This is a genomic window from Desulfosporosinus paludis, assembly GCF_045689965.1.
In the GTDB taxonomy this organism is placed as follows: domain Bacteria; phylum Bacillota; class Desulfitobacteriia; order Desulfitobacteriales; family Desulfitobacteriaceae; genus Desulfosporosinus; species Desulfosporosinus paludis.
In genome coordinates, this window is record NZ_CP144211.1 from 5,349,140 (window position 1) to 5,366,848 (window position 17,709).

20 protein-coding genes and 3 pseudogenes are annotated in these 17,709 nt (G+C 39.0%); 14 read left to right on the forward strand and 9 right to left on the reverse strand.

Annotation, left to right across the window (positions count from 1 at the left end; all coding sequences use genetic code 11):
- Window positions 1–12: 12 nt before the first annotated feature.
- Window positions 13–1,071, forward strand: a complete 1,059-nt coding sequence (gene arsB / locus VZF35_RS26465; RefSeq protein ID WP_407309662.1) for an ACR3 family arsenite efflux transporter — start codon at window positions 13–15, stop codon at window positions 1,069–1,071.
- 67 nt (window positions 1,072–1,138) lie between these two features.
- Window positions 1,139–1,261: pseudogene (locus VZF35_RS26470) on the forward strand (arsenate reductase ArsC); the annotation flags it as partial.
- 95 nt (window positions 1,262–1,356) lie between these two features.
- Here VZF35_RS26470 and VZF35_RS26475 read toward each other — a convergent pair.
- The 3 genes from VZF35_RS26475 to VZF35_RS26485 form a co-directional block, all read right to left on the reverse strand.
- Complete coding sequence (locus VZF35_RS26475) at window positions 1,357–1,890, reverse strand: YjbE family putative metal transport protein (RefSeq protein WP_407309664.1); 534 nt, start codon at window positions 1,888–1,890, stop codon at window positions 1,357–1,359.
- 83 nt (window positions 1,891–1,973) lie between these two features.
- Window positions 1,974–2,915: a cation diffusion facilitator family transporter gene (locus tag VZF35_RS26480; RefSeq protein ID WP_407314846.1), complete on the reverse strand. Its 942-nt coding sequence runs from the start codon at window positions 2,913–2,915 to the stop codon at window positions 1,974–1,976.
- A gap of 95 nt (window positions 2,916–3,010) precedes the next feature.
- Window positions 3,011–4,300: an Nramp family divalent metal transporter gene (locus tag VZF35_RS26485; RefSeq protein WP_407309666.1), complete on the reverse strand. Its 1,290-nt coding sequence runs from the start codon at window positions 4,298–4,300 to the stop codon at window positions 3,011–3,013.
- A 181-nt stretch (window positions 4,301–4,481) separates the two neighbouring features.
- Here VZF35_RS26485 and VZF35_RS26490 point away from each other — a divergent pair, with 181 nt between their 5' ends.
- On the forward strand, window positions 4,482–4,907 hold the full coding sequence (locus tag VZF35_RS26490; RefSeq protein ID WP_407309668.1) for a metal-dependent transcriptional regulator: 426 nt from the start codon (window positions 4,482–4,484) through the stop codon (window positions 4,905–4,907).
- A 433-nt stretch (window positions 4,908–5,340) separates the two neighbouring features.
- On the opposite strand, the gene VZF35_RS26495 is transcribed toward VZF35_RS26490, so the two are convergent.
- The 3 genes from VZF35_RS26495 to VZF35_RS26505 all read right to left on the reverse strand — a co-directional run bounded on the left by VZF35_RS26495 (window position 5,341) and on the right by VZF35_RS26505 (window position 7,806).
- The gene (locus VZF35_RS26495; protein ID WP_407309670.1) at window positions 5,341–6,627 is read right to left on the reverse strand and encodes an LCP family protein; all 1,287 of its coding nucleotides are present in this window, start codon (window positions 6,625–6,627) and stop codon (window positions 5,341–5,343) included.
- A gap of 180 nt (window positions 6,628–6,807) precedes the next feature.
- Window positions 6,808–6,954, reverse strand: a complete 147-nt coding sequence (locus VZF35_RS26500; RefSeq protein WP_407309672.1) for a hypothetical protein — start codon at window positions 6,952–6,954, stop codon at window positions 6,808–6,810.
- A gap of 198 nt (window positions 6,955–7,152) precedes the next feature.
- Window positions 7,153–7,806, reverse strand: coding sequence for a manganese efflux pump (locus tag VZF35_RS26505; RefSeq protein WP_407309674.1), 654 nt, complete (start codon window positions 7,804–7,806; stop codon window positions 7,153–7,155).
- Window positions 7,807–7,935: 129 nt separating this feature from the next.
- On the opposite strand from VZF35_RS26505, the gene VZF35_RS26510 reads away from it, so the two are divergent.
- From VZF35_RS26510 to VZF35_RS26520, 3 genes are all read left to right on the forward strand, one after another.
- The gene (locus VZF35_RS26510) at window positions 7,936–8,613 is read left to right on the forward strand and encodes a DUF1232 domain-containing protein (protein ID WP_407309676.1); all 678 of its coding nucleotides are present in this window, start codon (window positions 7,936–7,938) and stop codon (window positions 8,611–8,613) included.
- Window positions 8,614–9,076: 463 nt separating this feature from the next.
- Window positions 9,077–9,760, forward strand: a complete 684-nt coding sequence (locus tag VZF35_RS26515; protein ID WP_407309678.1) for a YetF domain-containing protein — start codon at window positions 9,077–9,079, stop codon at window positions 9,758–9,760.
- Between the two features lie 617 nt (window positions 9,761–10,377).
- The gene (locus VZF35_RS26520; protein ID WP_407309680.1) at window positions 10,378–10,650 is read left to right on the forward strand and encodes a hypothetical protein; all 273 of its coding nucleotides are present in this window, start codon (window positions 10,378–10,380) and stop codon (window positions 10,648–10,650) included.
- A 538-nt stretch (window positions 10,651–11,188) separates the two neighbouring features.
- Here VZF35_RS26520 and VZF35_RS26525 read toward each other — a convergent pair.
- Both VZF35_RS26525 and VZF35_RS26530 read right to left on the reverse strand, forming a co-directional pair.
- Complete coding sequence (locus VZF35_RS26525; protein ID WP_407309682.1) at window positions 11,189–11,740, reverse strand: DoxX family membrane protein; 552 nt, start codon at window positions 11,738–11,740, stop codon at window positions 11,189–11,191.
- Between the two features lie 572 nt (window positions 11,741–12,312).
- Entirely contained in the window at window positions 12,313–12,894 is a 582-nt protein-coding gene (locus VZF35_RS26530; protein ID WP_407309684.1) for a manganese catalase family protein, read from the reverse strand.
- Window positions 12,895–13,555: 661 nt separating this feature from the next.
- On the opposite strand from VZF35_RS26530, the gene VZF35_RS26535 reads away from it, so the two are divergent.
- The 8 genes and pseudogenes from VZF35_RS26535 to VZF35_RS26570 all read left to right on the forward strand — a co-directional run.
- Complete coding sequence (locus VZF35_RS26535; RefSeq protein WP_407309686.1) at window positions 13,556–13,870, forward strand: hypothetical protein; 315 nt, start codon at window positions 13,556–13,558, stop codon at window positions 13,868–13,870.
- A 79-nt stretch (window positions 13,871–13,949) separates the two neighbouring features.
- Window positions 13,950–14,126, forward strand: a complete 177-nt coding sequence (locus VZF35_RS26540; RefSeq protein ID WP_407309688.1) for a hypothetical protein — start codon at window positions 13,950–13,952, stop codon at window positions 14,124–14,126.
- A gap of 79 nt (window positions 14,127–14,205) precedes the next feature.
- Entirely contained in the window at window positions 14,206–14,700 is a 495-nt protein-coding gene (locus VZF35_RS26545; protein WP_407314848.1) for a GrpB family protein, read from the forward strand.
- A gap of 153 nt (window positions 14,701–14,853) precedes the next feature.
- Entirely contained in the window at window positions 14,854–15,027 is a 174-nt protein-coding gene (locus VZF35_RS26550; protein WP_407309690.1) for a hypothetical protein, read from the forward strand.
- A gap of 41 nt (window positions 15,028–15,068) precedes the next feature.
- Window positions 15,069–15,440, forward strand: a complete 372-nt coding sequence (locus VZF35_RS26555; protein ID WP_407314850.1) for a GNAT family N-acetyltransferase — start codon at window positions 15,069–15,071, stop codon at window positions 15,438–15,440.
- 43 nt (window positions 15,441–15,483) lie between these two features.
- The gene (locus VZF35_RS26560) at window positions 15,484–15,966 is read left to right on the forward strand and encodes a GNAT family N-acetyltransferase (protein ID WP_407309692.1); all 483 of its coding nucleotides are present in this window, start codon (window positions 15,484–15,486) and stop codon (window positions 15,964–15,966) included.
- Between the two features lie 189 nt (window positions 15,967–16,155).
- Window positions 16,156–16,734: a nitroreductase family protein gene (locus VZF35_RS26565; RefSeq protein WP_407309694.1), complete on the forward strand. Its 579-nt coding sequence runs from the start codon at window positions 16,156–16,158 to the stop codon at window positions 16,732–16,734.
- Between the two features lie 80 nt (window positions 16,735–16,814).
- Window positions 16,815–17,087: pseudogene (locus VZF35_RS26570) on the forward strand (RtcB family protein); the annotation flags it as partial.
- Window positions 17,088–17,314: 227 nt separating this feature from the next.
- Here VZF35_RS26570 and VZF35_RS26575 read toward each other — a convergent pair.
- Window positions 17,315–17,512: pseudogene (locus VZF35_RS26575) on the reverse strand (cupin domain-containing protein); the annotation flags it as partial.
- Between the last annotated feature and the right edge of the window lie 197 nt (window positions 17,513–17,709).

Below are 17,709 nucleotides of genomic sequence, written 5' to 3' on the forward strand. Positions count from 1 at the left end.
GGGGGCGGAAAGGTGAGCATAAAAACTGCAAAACTCGGATTCCTTGATCGTTTTTTGACCTTATGGATTTTTCTTGCCATGATTGTGGGAGTAGGTGCAGGGTATTTGTTCCCAGGCGTCGCCGACTCGCTGGATAAACTGTCGGTTGGCACAACCTCTATTCCAATTGCTATAGGTCTTATTATTATGATGTATCCGCCTCTGGCTAAAGTTAATTACCGTAAACTCGGCGAGGTGTTTAAAAACACTAGGGTCTTAGGTTTATCTCTAGTACAAAATTGGATTATCGGTCCGATTTTAATGTTTCTTTTGGCTGTTACCTTCTTGCGCGATAAACCGGAATACATGGTAGGTCTTATTTTAATCGGATTAGCACGCTGTATTGCCATGGTTATAGTATGGAACAGCTTGGCTAAAGGTGACTCAGAGTATGCTGCAGCTCTGGTAGCCTTCAATTCAGTTTTTCAAATGATATTTTATTCGATCTTCGCTTACCTGTTTATTACCGTTTTGCCCGGAGTTTTCGGGCTGCAAGGTATGGCGATTCATGTGTCAATTAAGGAAGTTGCAAGCAGCGTGGCGATTTATCTGGGGATTCCTTTCTTCGCCGGTATGCTTACTCGCATATTTTTAGAACCCGCTAAAGGCAAAGAGTGGTACGAAAAGACCTTTGTACCTAAAATTAGCCCTCTGGCCCTGATTGCCTTGTTATACACCATTGTGATTATGTTTTCTTATAAGGGAAGTTACATTGTAAAATTGCCCATGGATGTAGTACGTATTGCTATTCCCCTCGTGATTTATTTTATCATTATGTTTACTCTGTCCTTCTTCATAAGCAAGAAAATGGGTGTGAATTACGCCCAAACCACGAGTCTTTCTTTCACAGCAGCAAGTAATAACTTTGAGCTGGCTATTGCCGTAGCAGTTGCTGTATTTACGATTAAATCCGGCCAGGCTTTTGCTGCGGTGATTGGACCGTTGATTGAGGTTCCAGTAATGATTGCGCTAGTCAATGTTGCCTTAAACTGGGGTAAAAAGTATTTCGATAAAAACGGGCAGCCGATGTAGTAAGAAATGATAGGTCTTTCCAAAAATAACGTATGGTGGGTTTTATTCGTCATACGTTATTTTATAAGACTGGGGTCTTGAAGATCCTACAGGAAAAAGTGACAACGAATTTATAAAGACAGCAAGAACAATAGAATATAAGATTTTAAACCTAAAGGAACGAATAAAAAACCACGAAATCCAAATCTAGATTAGAAGAGGGTTATGTAAGAAATAGTAGCCGCTGAGAAATAGGTGTTTAACGCAGCCCGTGTGGCAGGCGCAACTACAGTAGAAATAAATGCGTCAATAGAAATTGGCAAAATGGTTAGAGAAAAGCCGAAAGAGCATATGGAAGTATTGATTAAGAAGCTGACTGCCAAAAAATATAATTGGAACATTTATTAAGAGGCCCCAAATAATAAGCCATATATTCCCTTTTGCAGCCACACCGATTACCAGGACATTGTCTAAGCTGATTGCAATATCTGCTAATATAATGCTTAGAACTGCGCTCCAAAAGGTAGCAGAGGATTTTTCCAAAAGTGTTTGCTCTTTTTCCTGTGGCTTTATGAAATCCCATGTTATTTTTATAAGTACAATTCCGCCTATAAGCTTTATCGGTAGCCAATCAATCCTCATGATAAGTGTTATGATGAGTGTAAAGAAAATCCTTAATAGGATAGCCCCTATGATACCTGTAGCACTTGCTTTTTTTGCATACTCTCTGGGCAGGTTTTTTATAGCAAGTGCTATTATTCCTAGATTGTCTCCTGACATTACAAGATTGATCAAGGCAATCTGAAATACGCCTATAATTGTTTCTCTAATATTGTTCATGTAAAAAGTCTCCTGAAAAAATTTTTTGAATTATTATAACAGGATTGAGATTAGAAAATTACACAAAGCCAGAGACGGATATACTAACCCGTAGGACACAAATCAATGCACAACGAACATTGTTTCTTATGGTCAATCTTATTGTGAAAACAGCTACTACAAGCGCAATATTCAAATTGTATTGTTGTATGGGCAATCCCAAATTTCTCGTAGCAGGTGTGTTGTATTTTGTGCAAAAGCTCCAACGTTTGTTCCTTATCTAACTCCTTAACCCAAACATGAGCTGTCAAGGATATAACTTCTTGGGAAATCGCCCAGACATGAATATCACTTACTCCTCGAACGCCATCAATGGCTAAAATAGATACTCTGAGTTCGTTAATCGAAAGATTGCCGGGCACGGATTCCAAGAAGATGTGTAGACATTCACGAGTCATTTTAAAAGCACTTCTTAAGATCAGACAAGCAAGGATTGAACTCAATAACGTATCAACCTTTGACCATCCTGTAAAAATAATAACTACTCCGCCCAAAAGTACTCCTAAATCGGCAAGGGCATCTCCTGCAAAATGGAGGAAAGCACTTTTTACATTCAAGTTGTTGGCGTGTTGCTTCAAATTAAGGACAATTAAACTGTTGACTATTATCCCAGCAAAAGCCACGAAAATCATCCCATGCGGTTCCACAACAACTGGGTGAAGAAAACGGTCTACAGCTTTATAAAATATAAAGAGAGAAATACCTATTAGGGATACGTTGTTTATTAACGCCGAAAGAACACTGTATCGATAGTAGCCATATGTATTTTTGCAGTCCGCTTGTTTTGTTGCTACTTTTAACCCCCACCAGCTGATCAGTAGCGATGCAAAATCAGTTATTAAGTGCCAAGAATCGCTCAAAAGGGCAAGGCTATTGGTTATTACAGCAAAAACCAGTTTTACAGCTAATATTAGACCAACTAAACTAATTGAGATTAAGATCTGCTTTTGGCTTTGATGAAGGCTATTTTCAGTCAATTGAAACACCACCCATCCATTATTCAATAGGGCCGAGGTATACGCCCGGCCCTATGCTCACTGTTTCTTAATATTTCTAAATACTTAAACCTTAAGAGAATTCATTATACGCTACCGGTGAAAGTCAGGTAAAGCAGTACTGCATTTAAACCAACAATAAGACTTGTGATAATCCAGCCTACTATTTTGGTTAGAGACTTGTTGACTAAGCGCCCCATTAAGTCTTTACGACTAGTAATTAACAGCATCGGCACAATGGCAAATGGGAGGGCGAAGCTCAATACAACTTGGCTCATGACAAGAGCATTCATGGGATTGATACCTGAAGCGATGATCATCAAAGCCGGGGTCATCGTGATCAATCTCCGGATATTAATAGGGATACTCAAGCCAACAAAACCTTTCATAATGGTTTGACCGGCCATAGTACCCACAGCTGATGATGACAAACCCGAAGCCAATAAAGCAATTCCAAATGCTCCGCTGGACAGTGTTCCAAGAAGAGGAGCTAATGATTTGTGTGCTTGTTCAATCGTATCCACAGCCATGCCGTTTTTAAAAAATACTGCTGCGGCGACAATGACCATAGCAGCATTGACGAGAAACGCAATGTTCATGGCAATGGCAATGTCGATTTGCTCCATACGTAAATGCTTACGCTTTTGTTCTTCTGTATAATCTTTGTTGTTTCTGGCCTGAACCAGTTGCGAGTGAAGATAGATTACATGAGGCATAACCGTTGCTCCAAGCATTCCAACCGCTATTAAGACGGCTTCGCCATTGGGGAGTGACGGAATTAGTGTGTGGATACCTACTTGAGCCCAATCTGGCTTAGCTAGAAACACTTCTATAGTGTAAGCAATGGTTATGACCGCCACTAAGGTACCAATAATCCACTCCACGACCCTTTGCCCATATTTCTCCATGTACACAATTAAGAAAGTAAGTACGCCAGTGAGGAGACCGGCATAAATCATGGGAATATGGAATAGCAAATACAAGCCCAATGTACCGCCAAGAAACTCAGCCAAATCAGTAGCCATAGCAGCAAATTCAGCCTCAAGCCAGAAAAACCAGTTGGTTTTACGGGAAAATGTTTTCGAACACATTTCCGGTAAATTGTAACCCGTAGCGATCCCTAATTTTGCAGACATACTTTGTAAAAAAATCGCCATCAAATTACTCCAAAGAATGACCCAAATTAGACTATAATTGAAAACTGAACCTCCACTAATATTGGTGGCAAAGTTACCTGGGTCAATGTAAGCAACACTTACGATAAACGCAGGACCTAGAAATTTAAGCACACTTTTGGCTTTTACTTTCAAAGTTTCTTTTGGCAATGGTAATGGTAATGGAAGTGATGTTCGGGACAGGTTGAAACCTTCACTCATTTCTTTAAACCCCCAGTTTGATTTTATTTAATAGAGTCATTGCGTATTAGAAAGAACATACTGATATACCTGAACAGCATATTGATAGGGTGAGAATGATTTTAGCGCTAAATGCTTCCAATAAGGAATTTAAAACTAAAATCGACATAGGAAAACAAGGTGATCAAAGGAAGTGCCGTACATGCTAACCCCCAGCTTGGAAGATTATTTAGAGGAAATATATCGGTTTTCATTATCCCTCGATACCGTAAGGGTAACGGATATCAGTAATAGGCTTAACGTTGCTTTGCCATCGGTTACAAAAGCCCTTTATAAATTAAGAGACGAGAGTTACATAAAGTACGAACGATATGGAGTGATCATGCTTACCGATAAAGGAAAAGAGATCGGGTACTACTTAGTAGCGAGAAACCAACTATTACAGGAGTTTCTGGCCCTAATATGTAGCAAATGCGACTTTGCTGCTGAGGCTGAAGCTATGGAACACTACCTTTCAACGGCAACGATCGATGCCATTAAAAACATGGTGGACTTTATGAAAGTCAATCCGTTTTGGCAACAAGCGTTTCATGATTTCATAGAGTCAAAAGCTAGTAGAAAATCATGAATTGGGCACAGCTAAAAATGTAAGCATTTATTTGACCTCCTTATGATGCTTTTATCCTGACTAGGTTAGCTGTAGCTAACTTGAACGTTGGTTTGAAAATAGAATACGTAAGAAATTCGGAATTGCTACCCATGTCGTCTGACAATATAACCCAATGATAAATAGCAAAAAGGGCATTATGACATCGGCCCAATTATTTGTCCAATACTTAATCTGTTTTTATGAACTAGACTCGTCACTCAAATAATTGAAATCTATGAGTTCTTGGATGCGAAAAGCCATCGATAAAAATCGATGGCTTAAAATAGAATATTTACATGGTGATTAACTGAATCGCATCAATTATTTTGACAACAAAAAGGCTGGTAATTTCGTATTCTTAGAGAATAACCAGCCTACCATAAAAGCATTGTCCACCCTCTCAAGGCCCGTATCAGTTCATACTCGTCTCGTCTTGAGTAAACTGAAATTCATAGGTGTTCACTGGTGAACTCTGTTCCACTTGGTCGGCCTTGTCGGCTAGAGAATTCATAACTGACCGTCCTGCGATTACTTCCGATGAGTTTACATAATCCTTGCCGTTCGGATTTATCTGCTCAGGTTTATGGAGAGTTGTTTTTGCCGGAGGATTTGCAAAGATGCTAGTTGTTTTACCTTGTTCAAAAAGTTGGGATGCTACTTTTTGAGCTTGGGAAGGAATGATTTTCCAGTAACTAATCTTTTTTTCTTCTGCAAAATAGCCAGGTAAAGTTTGTGAGACAACTTCTACATGGTCCCATCGTAATAATATACCAGAAAATGACCAGAGTTTTGTTATACCAAGGTCAGTTTTTATTGCCTGGTAAGCTCGAGAGAGTAACCAAGGTAGTTTGGGTAGAGTTTTTGGTTGGGTCAATTCTTTGGCTATAGCTTTTAGAACAGTTTGTTGGCGAGCTGTCCTAGAGATATCCGCAAACTGGTCGTGGCGAAAACGTGCGTACTGTAAAGCCTGTGCACCATTTAGCCGTTGAATCCCTTTTTTCAAATTAATGATACCATCTTGTTTGTCTCCTGTTTCATAATGCATATCTTTTTCCACATTAATGGTTATGCCGCCTAAGTTATCGACTATTTCTTTAAAATCGGAAAAATCGACCTGGACAAAGCCATCAATTTTCTGACCAATTATTTGCTCCACAGTCTTCACAGTTGCCTCCTGACCGTTTTCAAGGCGGGCTACGGCATTGATCTTTTGCTTATCATATTTAGGTACAATTATTTGTGTATCGCGTGGAATTGAAAGAAAGGCTACTCTATTTTTGGTCGTATCTACATGAGCTACAATGATGGTATCACTGTTACCTAGTGAATTATCACTAGGGCGTGCATCTACTCCCAACAATAATACATTCAATTGACCTTTGAGGTTAGGTAAATTGGAGGATAATGCTCCAGTTCCCGTTACTGAAGATGTTGCGGATGTCGCCGCTGAGCTGCCTGTAACTATTTCGGTATCATTCTGTGAGTGCTTCTGTCCTACTCCGTACACGTTATCCATCTCTTTCTTGATTTGTAACCCAAACCAAGAAGAAAGCTTAACAATAGCCCTGAATTCATTAGCCCCTTGTTGCTGGCTTCTCATTAACCACAAAGAGTTATAACCAGTAAAAACGATAGAAACCATGATTGCTGCCATCAGCAGGAGGATTCCACTGATAATCCTTTGTATATATCTTTTCATTGCCTTACCCCATTAATTGCATATCTTCCTATAGGATTGGATTAGGGGTAAACAATTATACACTGGACTATTAGAAATATAATAAAATAACATATAAACTTTTAAATTTTTAAATCTTGCAAGTAGTGACAGCTTCATGGGTGTTTCTTTATCCAAAGGTCAGCACTTCCGTGGAATTATTCATCTATGTAAATGCTTAGATAATTCAAATAACCCGACTCCAATAAGTATTAATCCTTCTAGTTTGGGCAAAAGAGTATTCAAACATTTGATTAATTCTTCTTTATTTTCTACCGTTGCTTTTTCAGTTCTATTTTGTTGATACATAGTAGGTCTCTCCTTTACGATAAATTGATTAACGGTTTTCACACATTTCTCTGGATCTTGCTTCTATATTTAGAATCAGGAGAATATCAATTTAGCATATGTTACACATCACATAAACCATCAAGGCTTATATAAATCGTAAAGATTAAAGCAGGAAGGGATAACCACTCCTGCTTTATTAAAGTTACCTTAACAATATCAACTTATTATTTGACGCAGACCTACCAAAATGAGAAGAATACCTGAGATTACGGTTGCTTTTTGCCCTAATCTCCCAGAAGCAAACTTTAACCCAAAGGCGACACATAGACCAATGCATAAGAAAGAAAACAATCCAGAAACAAAGGAAGTCGTCAGGATATTAAGTTTCGTAATACCAGCACTAAATCCACCTGCTAAATTATTTAGGGATAAAGCTATTCCTAGTATTACTGATTCAGAAAGGCTTATTGATTTCGAATTGTCTAAATCAGCCTCCTCTGGGTTGCGCAACACACGAAAAAAGTTATCTGAAGGTTGCTCTATGGTTTTATTAGTTGGACGTTGTTGACTAAACACGTAGATCCCCTCGGGGTTTTTAGCTAAAAATTGTTGACCCAACACGTAAACCCCGAGGGTAACGAGTACTATCATGCTAATTAATTGACATGTTAACGGTGTAAGCCAGAGAGAAACCCAATTCCCAAAAAGACCACCTACGAGAGCTAATGAGAAACCCATTAACGCGATAATAGAGTTAGGTATTAATGTAATTCTAATTTTTCTTACGCCATACGCAATGCCAACTCCTGCATTATCAATATTTGATGCGATTCCGATCGCAAAGATAAGTAACATACTATTTAGCCCCATTTTCATCACTCCTCAACGTTATTTGCTCCATCCTATTAATAAATTTGAGGAGATGCGCAAGTACTATGGGCCATATGTTGATAAAACAGTAACAGAATCTTATTCCAATTGTGGGGGGTATAACCAAGAATGAGCGATGAAAGGAATAGTTTAAAACTTGGGGTCATGTTGAAATTACTGTTAAGAGAACATTCCTTATCAATGCGTAAATTTAGTACCCAAACGGGAATTGATATAGCAACAATTTCACGTATTATCAACGGTAAGCAATTAGCAAGACCCAAACACTTACAACAATTTGCTGAATTCTTTGGCATACCAGCTGAACGTTTTTTTGAAGCTGCAGGTTATATATTTGGACGACAAAAAGAAGAATTTTATTCGGATATTCATGCCTCAGTTGAGACTATTCAAGAAATTCTTTTATCCGCTAATCTATTTGATATGCAATATACAAAGAATCGTATTGAGCAGAAATTAGCAAATTATGAGCATCATGCACAAACAGAAGAGGGGCAGCGAATTATTCTGGAGGACTACAAGGAGAAAATTCAGCAAGTAGGAGGTTTAGGCCCTTTTATTGATGATTTAAATCAGATGTATGAATTATATTGCCTAAGTAGCACCACGACAACTGATCGCGCCTTACTGGGCAGCGCACTATTATATTTTATATTATCTACAGACGTCATCCCGGATTATATTTTCCCAATTGGCTACCTTGACGATGCCATTGCTGTGAAACTTGTTTTGCATAAACTTTCGATGTTAAAAAATCCTCCACAGCAAGAAGATAATAGCTCATAAACTATTGGGGCCATTTAATCTCCTCTTCCTAGTCAAAATCATGAGTAGTTTACAGGAAATGTCCTTCATCCCAAGATGCTTGAGGGCGGTTTTTAACGATCTTCATATCCGTAATTCGCATCCAGTTTATCCAGGGCAAAAGGTGAGAGTTCATTAATATCAAATTCCAAATACTTTTATTAAAAAAGGCAGGAATTAATCCTTGCCTTTTTGGCATGACATATATTACTTTTTGATTTTTGTTAAAAGAGATTTTGAATCGGATCAAAATAAAAGGCGGAGTATAGGGCTATAGGACGTTCATTTTATTGCAGGTATTCGAAATCCTCACAGAATTTGTTTACAGTATACATATTGAATAAATAATGTTATCACTCAGTCCATTAGGATTCGTAAAACGGTATACGCGCTTGTTAGATGATGAATATTAACTAAAGAAGTTATTTTTACAAGGAGATACTAAATGTACTATGACATTTTTCCACGCACACTATTAGCATTCTTCGTCCTATTAATCTTGACTCGGCTATTAGGTAAAAAACAACTCAGCCATCTTACATTTTTTAATTATATTACAGGGATTACATTTGGTAACATTGCCGCGTCGCTTGCAAGTGACAAAGACATAAAGACTATTGAAGGCTTAAGTAGTTTGATTCTTTGGACGGGGTTAACAATTTTTGTTGAGTTTATCAGTTTAAAGTCAGGGATAATTAGAAGAGTTTTAAATGGGGAACCAACAGTTGTAATAAAGAAAGGGAAAATTCAACAAAAGGTTATGTCCGAAATGAGGTTGAGTTTGGACGGCTTACTCACAATGCTGAGAAATAGCAATGTTTTTTCTATTAAGGATGTAGATTACGCAGTAATTGAAACTAACGGCCAAATCAGTGTGTCCAAAAAGCAAGAGAAGCAAACGGTTACGAGACAGGATATGAATATTCCAAGTGCTACGAGGTTTCTTATTCCAACCGAGATTATTGTTGATGGCAAAATACTTAAAAGGAACCTTCTGGAGTTAAACATAAGTTATCAGTGGGTTTACCAAGAACTAAGAAAGGTCGGAATTAATTCAGTAAGTGAGGTATTATACGCAGAACTTGAGAGTGACGGCCAACTCTTTATTGACAAGTATGAAAACAGTTAATGAACTGTCCCATACTCGGTTCGTCGGACACAGGTAAGTTAGGATATAATACAACCTGTGGAGGACGATAAAATGATCAAAAAAGGAAAACCTTACAACCAGAAGTTTAAGGAAAAAATTCTACGTCTAGTTCACCATGTAAATCGTTTAAAAAAGCTATTGCCAAAGAACTATACGGAACTGGCTTAAGCAGAATACGGAGCTCAAAAAATCCTCTGAGGGCTCACTGTGTTTTCTACCGAGCCGATTTGGCAACCCCACGCACGTTGAGACCGTGTCGGTTCTGAAAACACTCACATAATGAAAACCCGCTATTCATGCTGGTTGTATGATAAGAGAATATTCAGAATTGGATAGAAAACAGGCAAAATATTTTCTATCTACAAGAAACTGAAATCAATTCCCTGCTTACCAAAAGAAGGCCCCTTTCGAAGCTTGGTTGGTAGGTTTGAGGTGAAAGTATACTGGTTGACTTGGCGTGGAGTTGATGCATATATTTGAGCGAATCCCGCCGGGGTGGCTGTCTTGGGAAACTGAGCCGTAGGGATAATCTAGGTTACTAGCATGAGATGATCGCTCATCATAGTAATAGAGTAATAAAAGGGAGGGATGTTTTGATGGAATTAGGTGTTAAGAGCAAGACTTGGCTCAAAGGTTTCCATGTGTTGTTTGCATGTGCTTGGTTAGGGTCCGCATTGGCTATGGTTTTGGTTCTTGCATTGAAGGCTCAACCAAATTCGGGATTTCAATTATATTCCGTAACATCTTTATTAACAGTGATTGATGACTTTATTATTGTTCCAGGCGCAATTGGTTGTTTACTGACTGGACTTTTGTATTCTGTTTTTACAAAGTGGGGTCTCACCAAATTTTATTGGATAATATTTTAGTGGGTCATGATAATTATGCAGATAGCGATAGGAACTTTTTTTCTTGGTCCTTGGTTGAATAACATGTTGACTATATCCAATCAGATTGGTTTTAAGCCAAGCGGAAATTACCAATATTCCAGTAGCTACAGCTTAAACCTTTATTTTGGAATGATTCAGGCATTATTACTTATTGTAGTAATCTTTGTCTCATATGGAACAAGAGGACTTGACCAAACGCCAATTCTTCTGCTAACTACATAAATTAACTTGCTATTAACCCCTTACAGAGCTAACATGTCCTACACCTGGACAATTACCAGGCGTAAGGATTTTGCTGAAAGTTATATGTTCCCACAAGCCTCGACAAATTCAAGTGTTGAGGAAGGAAAGGAGTCACATGAAAAAGATACTAACCATCGAGAAAGCGTTTGTAGTGCTAAGGCCTGAACCATAAAGCGACCTTAGCACTATGGATCCTTTTCTCACGCTCTCTATCCCAAAAAGGCATCGTATACTTTGAAAAGTATACGATGCTCTATACTAACTTTAAATAATCTTAGGCAGCAATTTTTTTATTCTCGGTCACTTTTTGACTTTTTTTAAAAGCCAAATATCCACTAATACCAAATAACTCAAAGTATTTTGCGAAATTCATAACAATGATGTCCGTCCAAATATAACCAAAATTATTGGCGGAACCAGAAGCAATAAACTGTACATTCAGGAAGAGCCCGAGAAGAGCAACCCATAATAATCTAAAACCAATAATTATGCCAACACCAACGGCAATCTCACAAATAGGGACTAAGAAATCGGTTACACTGGGCATTCCGTTAAAGATATGGATTGCAACCCATGACCACAATTTGTTGATATAAAGAGGGTCAAAGCCATGTGCCTTGGGCGGGAGCATGTTGGCAGCCATTCCGGCGATTAGTTTAGCAGAGTGACCTCCTTTGAAGTTAAACCACCCTGATGTAACCTTTTCCCAACCAGCATTAACCCAAGCCCAGCCATATATGATTCTTGCTACTGTTAAGACAATTAATAAAAGAGCCTTTTTCCAATCCTTTAATTCAGCTTTAACTGCATTAATGTAAGAGTTCATTAATATAAGCCTCCTTTGTAAGTATTAAGTTCTTATACGAATATTTTAACATAATTATAAAGAAGAAACAATTAAAATATTATAATATTTATAAAAATAATGTCGGCCCCAGCTGTCACCATCAAAAATAACGCAGTATCTTAAGAGGCGATCATCAAGATTACTTCAGTAAGAATTCCCTCATCTAAAAAGCTATATTAGGGTCAATCCAGACAACTTATCCCAGCAGCATTTCGGTCACATCCCCGAGCGTAAATCACCCTCCTGTTGCTGTTGCGCCTTGCTAAGCTCAAGAGGCATATACCCTTGGAGATAGCCGTCTTGTTAAAGCCTAGCCGGCAGTCAAGTAACGAGTCTTTCAATTCCCCGTATTTCAAAGGAAGGCTCCTTTCGAAGCTTGGTGGGAAGGTGGGAGTGAAAAAATACTGGATGACTTGAGCTGAAGTTGACAGGGACGATAGATTGTTGGAATAGTGCTTGAGGAGCTATTGTGGGTTAGGAGTAGCTTACAATGGACATAGATGGTTCATTTAACCGATGAACGTAATGATTGCTATCTAATAAAGAACCACCTATCGGCGGTTCTTTAAGAAACTATCACTACTACGTTTATAGAAGCTTACCTTATATTCGGAAATTAACTGCTTAAATTGGTCGGGTGTTGCTCCCTTTAAAATTAGAGCTTGGGCCTTTTGGAAAAGGTGTTTGTGCGCATCTTCCCTGCTACCTAAAAAACTAATCATTTGTTTAAGTCCGGGATCACTGGTCATCGTGAGATGCTGATTGTATAATGCCCGCGCTCTTATCTCTGCTTCAGCATCAGCTTGAAGCATAGCAATAGGATCTAGACTTTGATCCACATAATCTATATTCCAGGGGACACCTTGTGAATTTATATAACTAAGAGGAGGGCCACCAAGCATTTTAATAGCGACCGCAATCATTTCCATATGGCTTTTTTCCTCTGCAGCGATTAGACCTAAAAGATTTTTGACATAATGATTCGGCATGTTAGACCGGTGATTTAAGTACTGAGTTGCAGCAGAGAACTCACTGTCTTTTCCCCCATAATGTTCGAGCATAATTTGCCCGAACTGAGGATTAGGACGTTCAACACGAACTGGATACAATAACCCTTTTTTAAAAATAAACATTTGTACTCCTCCGATTGTGCTCCTTTTAACACACTGGCATGGCCTAATAAGACGTATAATCAGAAAAACCGAATGACTTTGCTTTTAAACAGTGTTAACGAGTTCAAAAATATAAAATTAGGTAACCCTGATACATTCATTGTATTGAACATACCGAATTTAGGTTCATTGGTCGGGAACTAAATGTGAAAGGATTATTACTGTACTTTTGAAGGGACGAACGTTTATGTTTGAATTGGATATATGAAAGGGGGGGTTAATTTGACAAAAGCGCTGTTGTTTGACACGCTTCCAGTTCTCTCTCTAACCCTCGTTGTTATGCAGGCATTAAGAATCAATTCCGTGCATTGCAAGAGAAGGCCCCTCGAACTTAAATAAACTTAAGGGTTATTTTTGACAAAACGTTAAAGGCAAATCACTCGCCGATTGCGCCTTGCTAAGTTCAAGAAGAACATACGGTTTGAAATTTTATAACATGTATACTCACCGGAGTGCTTTGAGGGGCTCCGGCCTTTTTGCATCCTGATTGCAGGAAATGGAAGATAATTAGTGGAATTAGTAAAAGAAAGAAACCCAAATATTCAAAAATATTTAAGCTGCTTTGTTGCGATATTCTCGAATACGTTATCGATTGCAAATTAAGAGCTGGAGAGTGGAAGTAATGGAATACATGGAAAAGAAAACTATGACTGATAAAGAATATAAGGAAATGTGGAGTAAAATAGGGCCAATTCAAATAAAAATGATTGAAAAAATTGGCTCATGCCGCCATAATCTTGGTGACATGTTCGTATACATTACCCCATATGATAAGCCTCATGAAGCATGTACCGCCTTATTACATGTTTTAGATCTTTACATTTGGAGAGTAGCGTTGGGTTTCCCTTCATGGGAGTCTGATAATAGGGCCATTTATAGAATTCATTGTCCATCGAAAAAGGGAACTATTTGGGAACTTTCAAAGCTAAATGAATAGGAAATATATTCTATACGTTTCTAATTACCGAGCCGGAGCGTTGTGGGAGTTAGACTGATGATGGTATAGAGGTGGCTTTTTGAATATTACCTTTGTTGAAGGTAGCAAAGAACTCTTAGATAGAGTTGCTCCACTTTGGGAAAAATTGAATGAGCATCATGTGGGTATTTCAACCTTTTTCGAAGAGGACTTAGGAAAGAGGACATCAATCAGAGAAATCTACAATGGATTCAGAAATCAAAGCACGGATTTTTGAGAATTGACTTAGCTTTGGAGAAAACTTCAGAAGGGGTCATAGGATCACGGTAGGCGAACTAAAACCGCACAACGCGACCATCACCCTCGTCGAATACGACCCGCGCTGGCCTGAACAATTCGAACAGGCGGCCAACCGAGTTCGTTCTGCACTAGGCAGCAAGGCATTGCGGGTGGAGCACGTCGGCTCGACCTCGGTGCCGGGACTATGTGCCAAGCCAATCATTGATATGCTGCTGGTCGTGGCGGACTCTGCCGACGAGCTGTCTTATGTACTGCACTTGGAGACGGCCGATTTCACGCTGCGGGTCCGGGAGCCCGAATGGTTCGAACACCGTCTGTTCAAAGGGTCCGATATCAGCATCAATCTTCACGTGTTCAGCGTGGGGACCTCTGAAGTTGAACGAATGCTGCGCTTCCGCGATTGGTTACGGGCCAGCGAAACCGACCGGGACAACTACGCGCGTGTCAAGCGAAGCTTGGCTCAGCGTGTATGGCGGCACGTGCAGAACTACGCAGACGCCAAAACCGCTATAATCCAGGAGATTATGGACCGAGCGAACGCGGCAGAGTAGCATGCTCAACATCACTGGCTCTGTCGTTTTAGCGAATGTGGTGATCCACTCATACCCTCCGGGTTGAGCTTCATCCTGTTTAATCCATTGTCCATGCCAAGAGCGTTGGGTAGTAAGGAAAGTAAATCTAATTGAAAGGAGGGAAATCTTTTAATGAATGAGTTTAACATAACGACTGAGTTTGATTTTGGCGACGAATTTAGAATAGTACTTCAAACAAAGATTAGAGAGTTCAATAATGCAACTTCACCTCACCATTTAGAAATTAGAAAAAAGGCGCAATTAAAACAATCAACCTCCGGGTTAATGATGAAAATGGCACTTTAATTGGTGGGCTTTATGCCGAAGCTTACTGGGGGTGGTTAAATATCGAATTTTTGTGGATAGAATCCCAATATAGATTAAAAGGAATAGGTAGGCAACTTTTAGTTCAAGTAGAAAAGTTAGCAAAAGAAATAGGGTGTGGGAAAGTGTTCTTAACTACTTTTGGTTTTCAAGCAAGAGACTTTTACCTCAAATATGGCTACTGGGTTGTTGGGACATTGGATGATTATCCCCCCGCTTTCCAAAGGAAGGCCCTTTTGAAGGTTGGTTGGGCTTGTTGGAGTGAAAGTTTACTGGGAGACATGGGGTGTGGGTTGAGAGTATCTATAGAAAGGACTTATTATGCTTATCTATTCAAACAAAGAATTGAACTTAAAGATTTACGATTTGGACTCTACTCGGTGGGACGATTTTGAGATTCTATTTGGGGAAAGAGGAGCATGTGGTGGCTGTTGGTGCATGTCCTGGCGTTTAAAGAAATCTGACTTTGAGCGCCAAAAGGGCGAACAGAATAAAAGTGCTATGCGAGCACTGGTTGAAGAAAATAGGAAAATAGGCGTTTTGGCGTATATAGATAATGAACCAATTGGATGGTGTGCAGTTGCGCCGAGGGAAGAATATTTAAGACTCGAAAATTCACGAGTCTTAAAAAGAATTGATAATGAACAGGTGTGGTCTGTAACTTGTTTTTTTATATCTAAAGCCTTTAGGAGAAAAAGTATATCTCTTGAATTACTAAATGGGGTTATCAAATATTGTGAGAATAACAATGTTAAAATAATTGAAGGTTATCCGGTTGTACCATACAGTGAACAAATTCCGGATGCCTTTGTGTGGACGGGCATTCCTTCTGCATTTGAAAAAGCTGGTTTTGTTGAAGTTGAAAGAAGGTCAAAAGCAAAGCCAATAATGAGATATTTCACAGTACACGCTAATAAGTAAAGATATGAACAATAAAAGTGCATTCTAAGCCTCTTTTTCGTTAAGGATAAATAAATTACCACGACGGGAGCATTGGGGCATTAAAAAGATCCAATTAGCAATGTAAGAAGGAATTATTGAGCAGTATGAGACTGTTCGAAATGCCCGTGTGAGGGTAAAATATACACTAACTAAAGAAAAGGGACTAAAATGGATACTTTTGAAGCTATCAGTCAAAGAAGAAGTATTAGAAAATACAAAAGTGAAAAGGTATCAAGGGAACAAATTGAAAGAATTCTTGAAGCAGCAGTTTTAGCCCCTTCGGGCAAGAACCGTCAACCTTGGAGGTTCATTGTCATCGAAGGGAAGAAAAAGGACGATTTAATAAGTCTTTTGTTTTGTTCCGAAAAAGAAAGAAAATCTAAGGGTGTCAACACAGGTAGCTTTAGCCAGACGATTACTGCTATGAATCAAGCACCTGTTGTAATTATGGTTTTGAATTCTTATTTTGATACTTGCATTGACGCAGATGGGCAATTAAACCATAATCGCTGGTTAACTGATGTTCAGGGAATTGCGGCAGCAATTCAAAATATGTTGCTAACCGCCCAAGATCAGGGGCTTGGAACTCTCTGGGTATGTGATATATATTATGCAGAAGAAGAAATTCGAACGTGGTTAAACACTGAAAACCAACTAATTGCCGCAATCTGTCTGGGTTATGCTAATGAAAAGCCTTTTCCACGCCCCAGAGTTTCTTGGAAAGAAGTTACAGACTGGTTAGATTAGGTTGAAAAATATTCCTCTCGCTCTCCAAAATAAGGCCGTCTTCGTAGGTTAAGAATATAGGAATGGAACGGGTGTAAACAATGGTACAAATTGAAGGGAAATATAATATAGCGAAGGTGTATACCGATATTCTAGAAGAAGGGGCTGCTTCACAGATTGAAACCCTTTGTAATCAGGAGTTTGTAAAAGCGAGCAAAATCAGGGTCATGCCGGATGTGCATGCTGGAGCTGGCTGCACGATTGGAACCACGATGACCATTACGGATAAAGTGGTTCCTAATTTAGCGGGCGTAGATATTGGTTGCGGTATGGAAACTATCTCAATCAGCAACAAACGATTGGAACTGCAAAAGTGCAGATATTGTGAAAGTAATTAAGCCGATTTATAACTTTAAGGCGGGAGAAGAGTAGACCAATTGTCAATGATATTCTTGATTAGATTTCTCAAGGCGATTATCTCAGAGCAATGAAACCAAGAATGTTAGATGGGTTTCCCTTGATACTTATTTAGCCTTTTATTAATAAGAGCGAGTTGTCTTCTTTGTAAGCAGCTCGCCTTTTTATGTATATAAGTCTCATTTTATTCAGGATAGTAGATAACCATGCTCAAAAGGCAAATACCATCACCGATATTTTTATAGACATGAGGACGATCGGCCTTAAAACGAATGGATGAACCACGGTCAATGGTCAGTTCCTGTTCATCGACGATGACAACCAGCTTACCGGAAAAAGCAGTAATAAACTCCTGTGTTCCCTGTGGGTGAGCTTCAGCCTCTAAGTATCCCCCGGTATATTGTCAATTATCGGTAGGATTTTTCTTCTTTATTGCCGAGTACCAGCGTAGTTGTAAGTGATCCCACTTCCTCAAGAGAAGAGAGTCAAAGACTGCGAATAAGTGATTCGTTATCGGAGAAAATAAGCTAGATAAAGTGTGGGGAAATATGTACATTAGAAAATGATTGAAACTTTTGA

Coding starts and splice junctions, on each gene's coding strand:
- VZF35_RS26515 (WP_407309678.1), top strand. CDS start 9,077: ATGTACTATGACATTTTTCCACGCACACTATTAGCATTCTTCGTCCTA.
- VZF35_RS26535 (WP_407309686.1), top strand. CDS start 13,556: ATGGAATACATGGAAAAGAAAACTATGACTGATAAAGAATATAAGGAA.
- VZF35_RS26505 (WP_407309674.1), bottom strand. CDS start 7,806: ATGGGGCTAAATAGTATGTTACTTATCTTTGCGATCGGAATCGCATCA.
- VZF35_RS26495 (WP_407309670.1), bottom strand. CDS start 6,627: ATGAAAAGATATATACAAAGGATTATCAGTGGAATCCTCCTGCTGATG.
- VZF35_RS26530 (WP_407309684.1), bottom strand. CDS start 12,894: ATGTTTATTTTTAAAAAAGGGTTATTGTATCCAGTTCGTGTTGAACGT.
- VZF35_RS26475 (WP_407309664.1), bottom strand. CDS start 1,890: ATGAACAATATTAGAGAAACAATTATAGGCGTATTTCAGATTGCCTTG.
- VZF35_RS26510 (WP_407309676.1), top strand. CDS start 7,936: ATGAGCGATGAAAGGAATAGTTTAAAACTTGGGGTCATGTTGAAATTA.
- VZF35_RS26550 (WP_407309690.1), top strand. CDS start 14,854: ATGAATGAGTTTAACATAACGACTGAGTTTGATTTTGGCGACGAATTT.
- VZF35_RS26500 (WP_407309672.1), bottom strand. CDS start 6,954: ATGTATCAACAAAATAGAACTGAAAAAGCAACGGTAGAAAATAAAGAA.
- VZF35_RS26560 (WP_407309692.1), top strand. CDS start 15,484: ATGTCCTGGCGTTTAAAGAAATCTGACTTTGAGCGCCAAAAGGGCGAA.
- VZF35_RS26520 (WP_407309680.1), top strand. CDS start 10,378: ATGGAATTAGGTGTTAAGAGCAAGACTTGGCTCAAAGGTTTCCATGTG.
- VZF35_RS26565 (WP_407309694.1), top strand. CDS start 16,156: ATGGATACTTTTGAAGCTATCAGTCAAAGAAGAAGTATTAGAAAATAC.
- VZF35_RS26490 (WP_407309668.1), top strand. CDS start 4,482: ATGCTAACCCCCAGCTTGGAAGATTATTTAGAGGAAATATATCGGTTT.
- VZF35_RS26525 (WP_407309682.1), bottom strand. CDS start 11,740: ATGAACTCTTACATTAATGCAGTTAAAGCTGAATTAAAGGATTGGAAA.
- VZF35_RS26485 (WP_407309666.1), bottom strand. CDS start 4,300: ATGAGTGAAGGTTTCAACCTGTCCCGAACATCACTTCCATTACCATTA.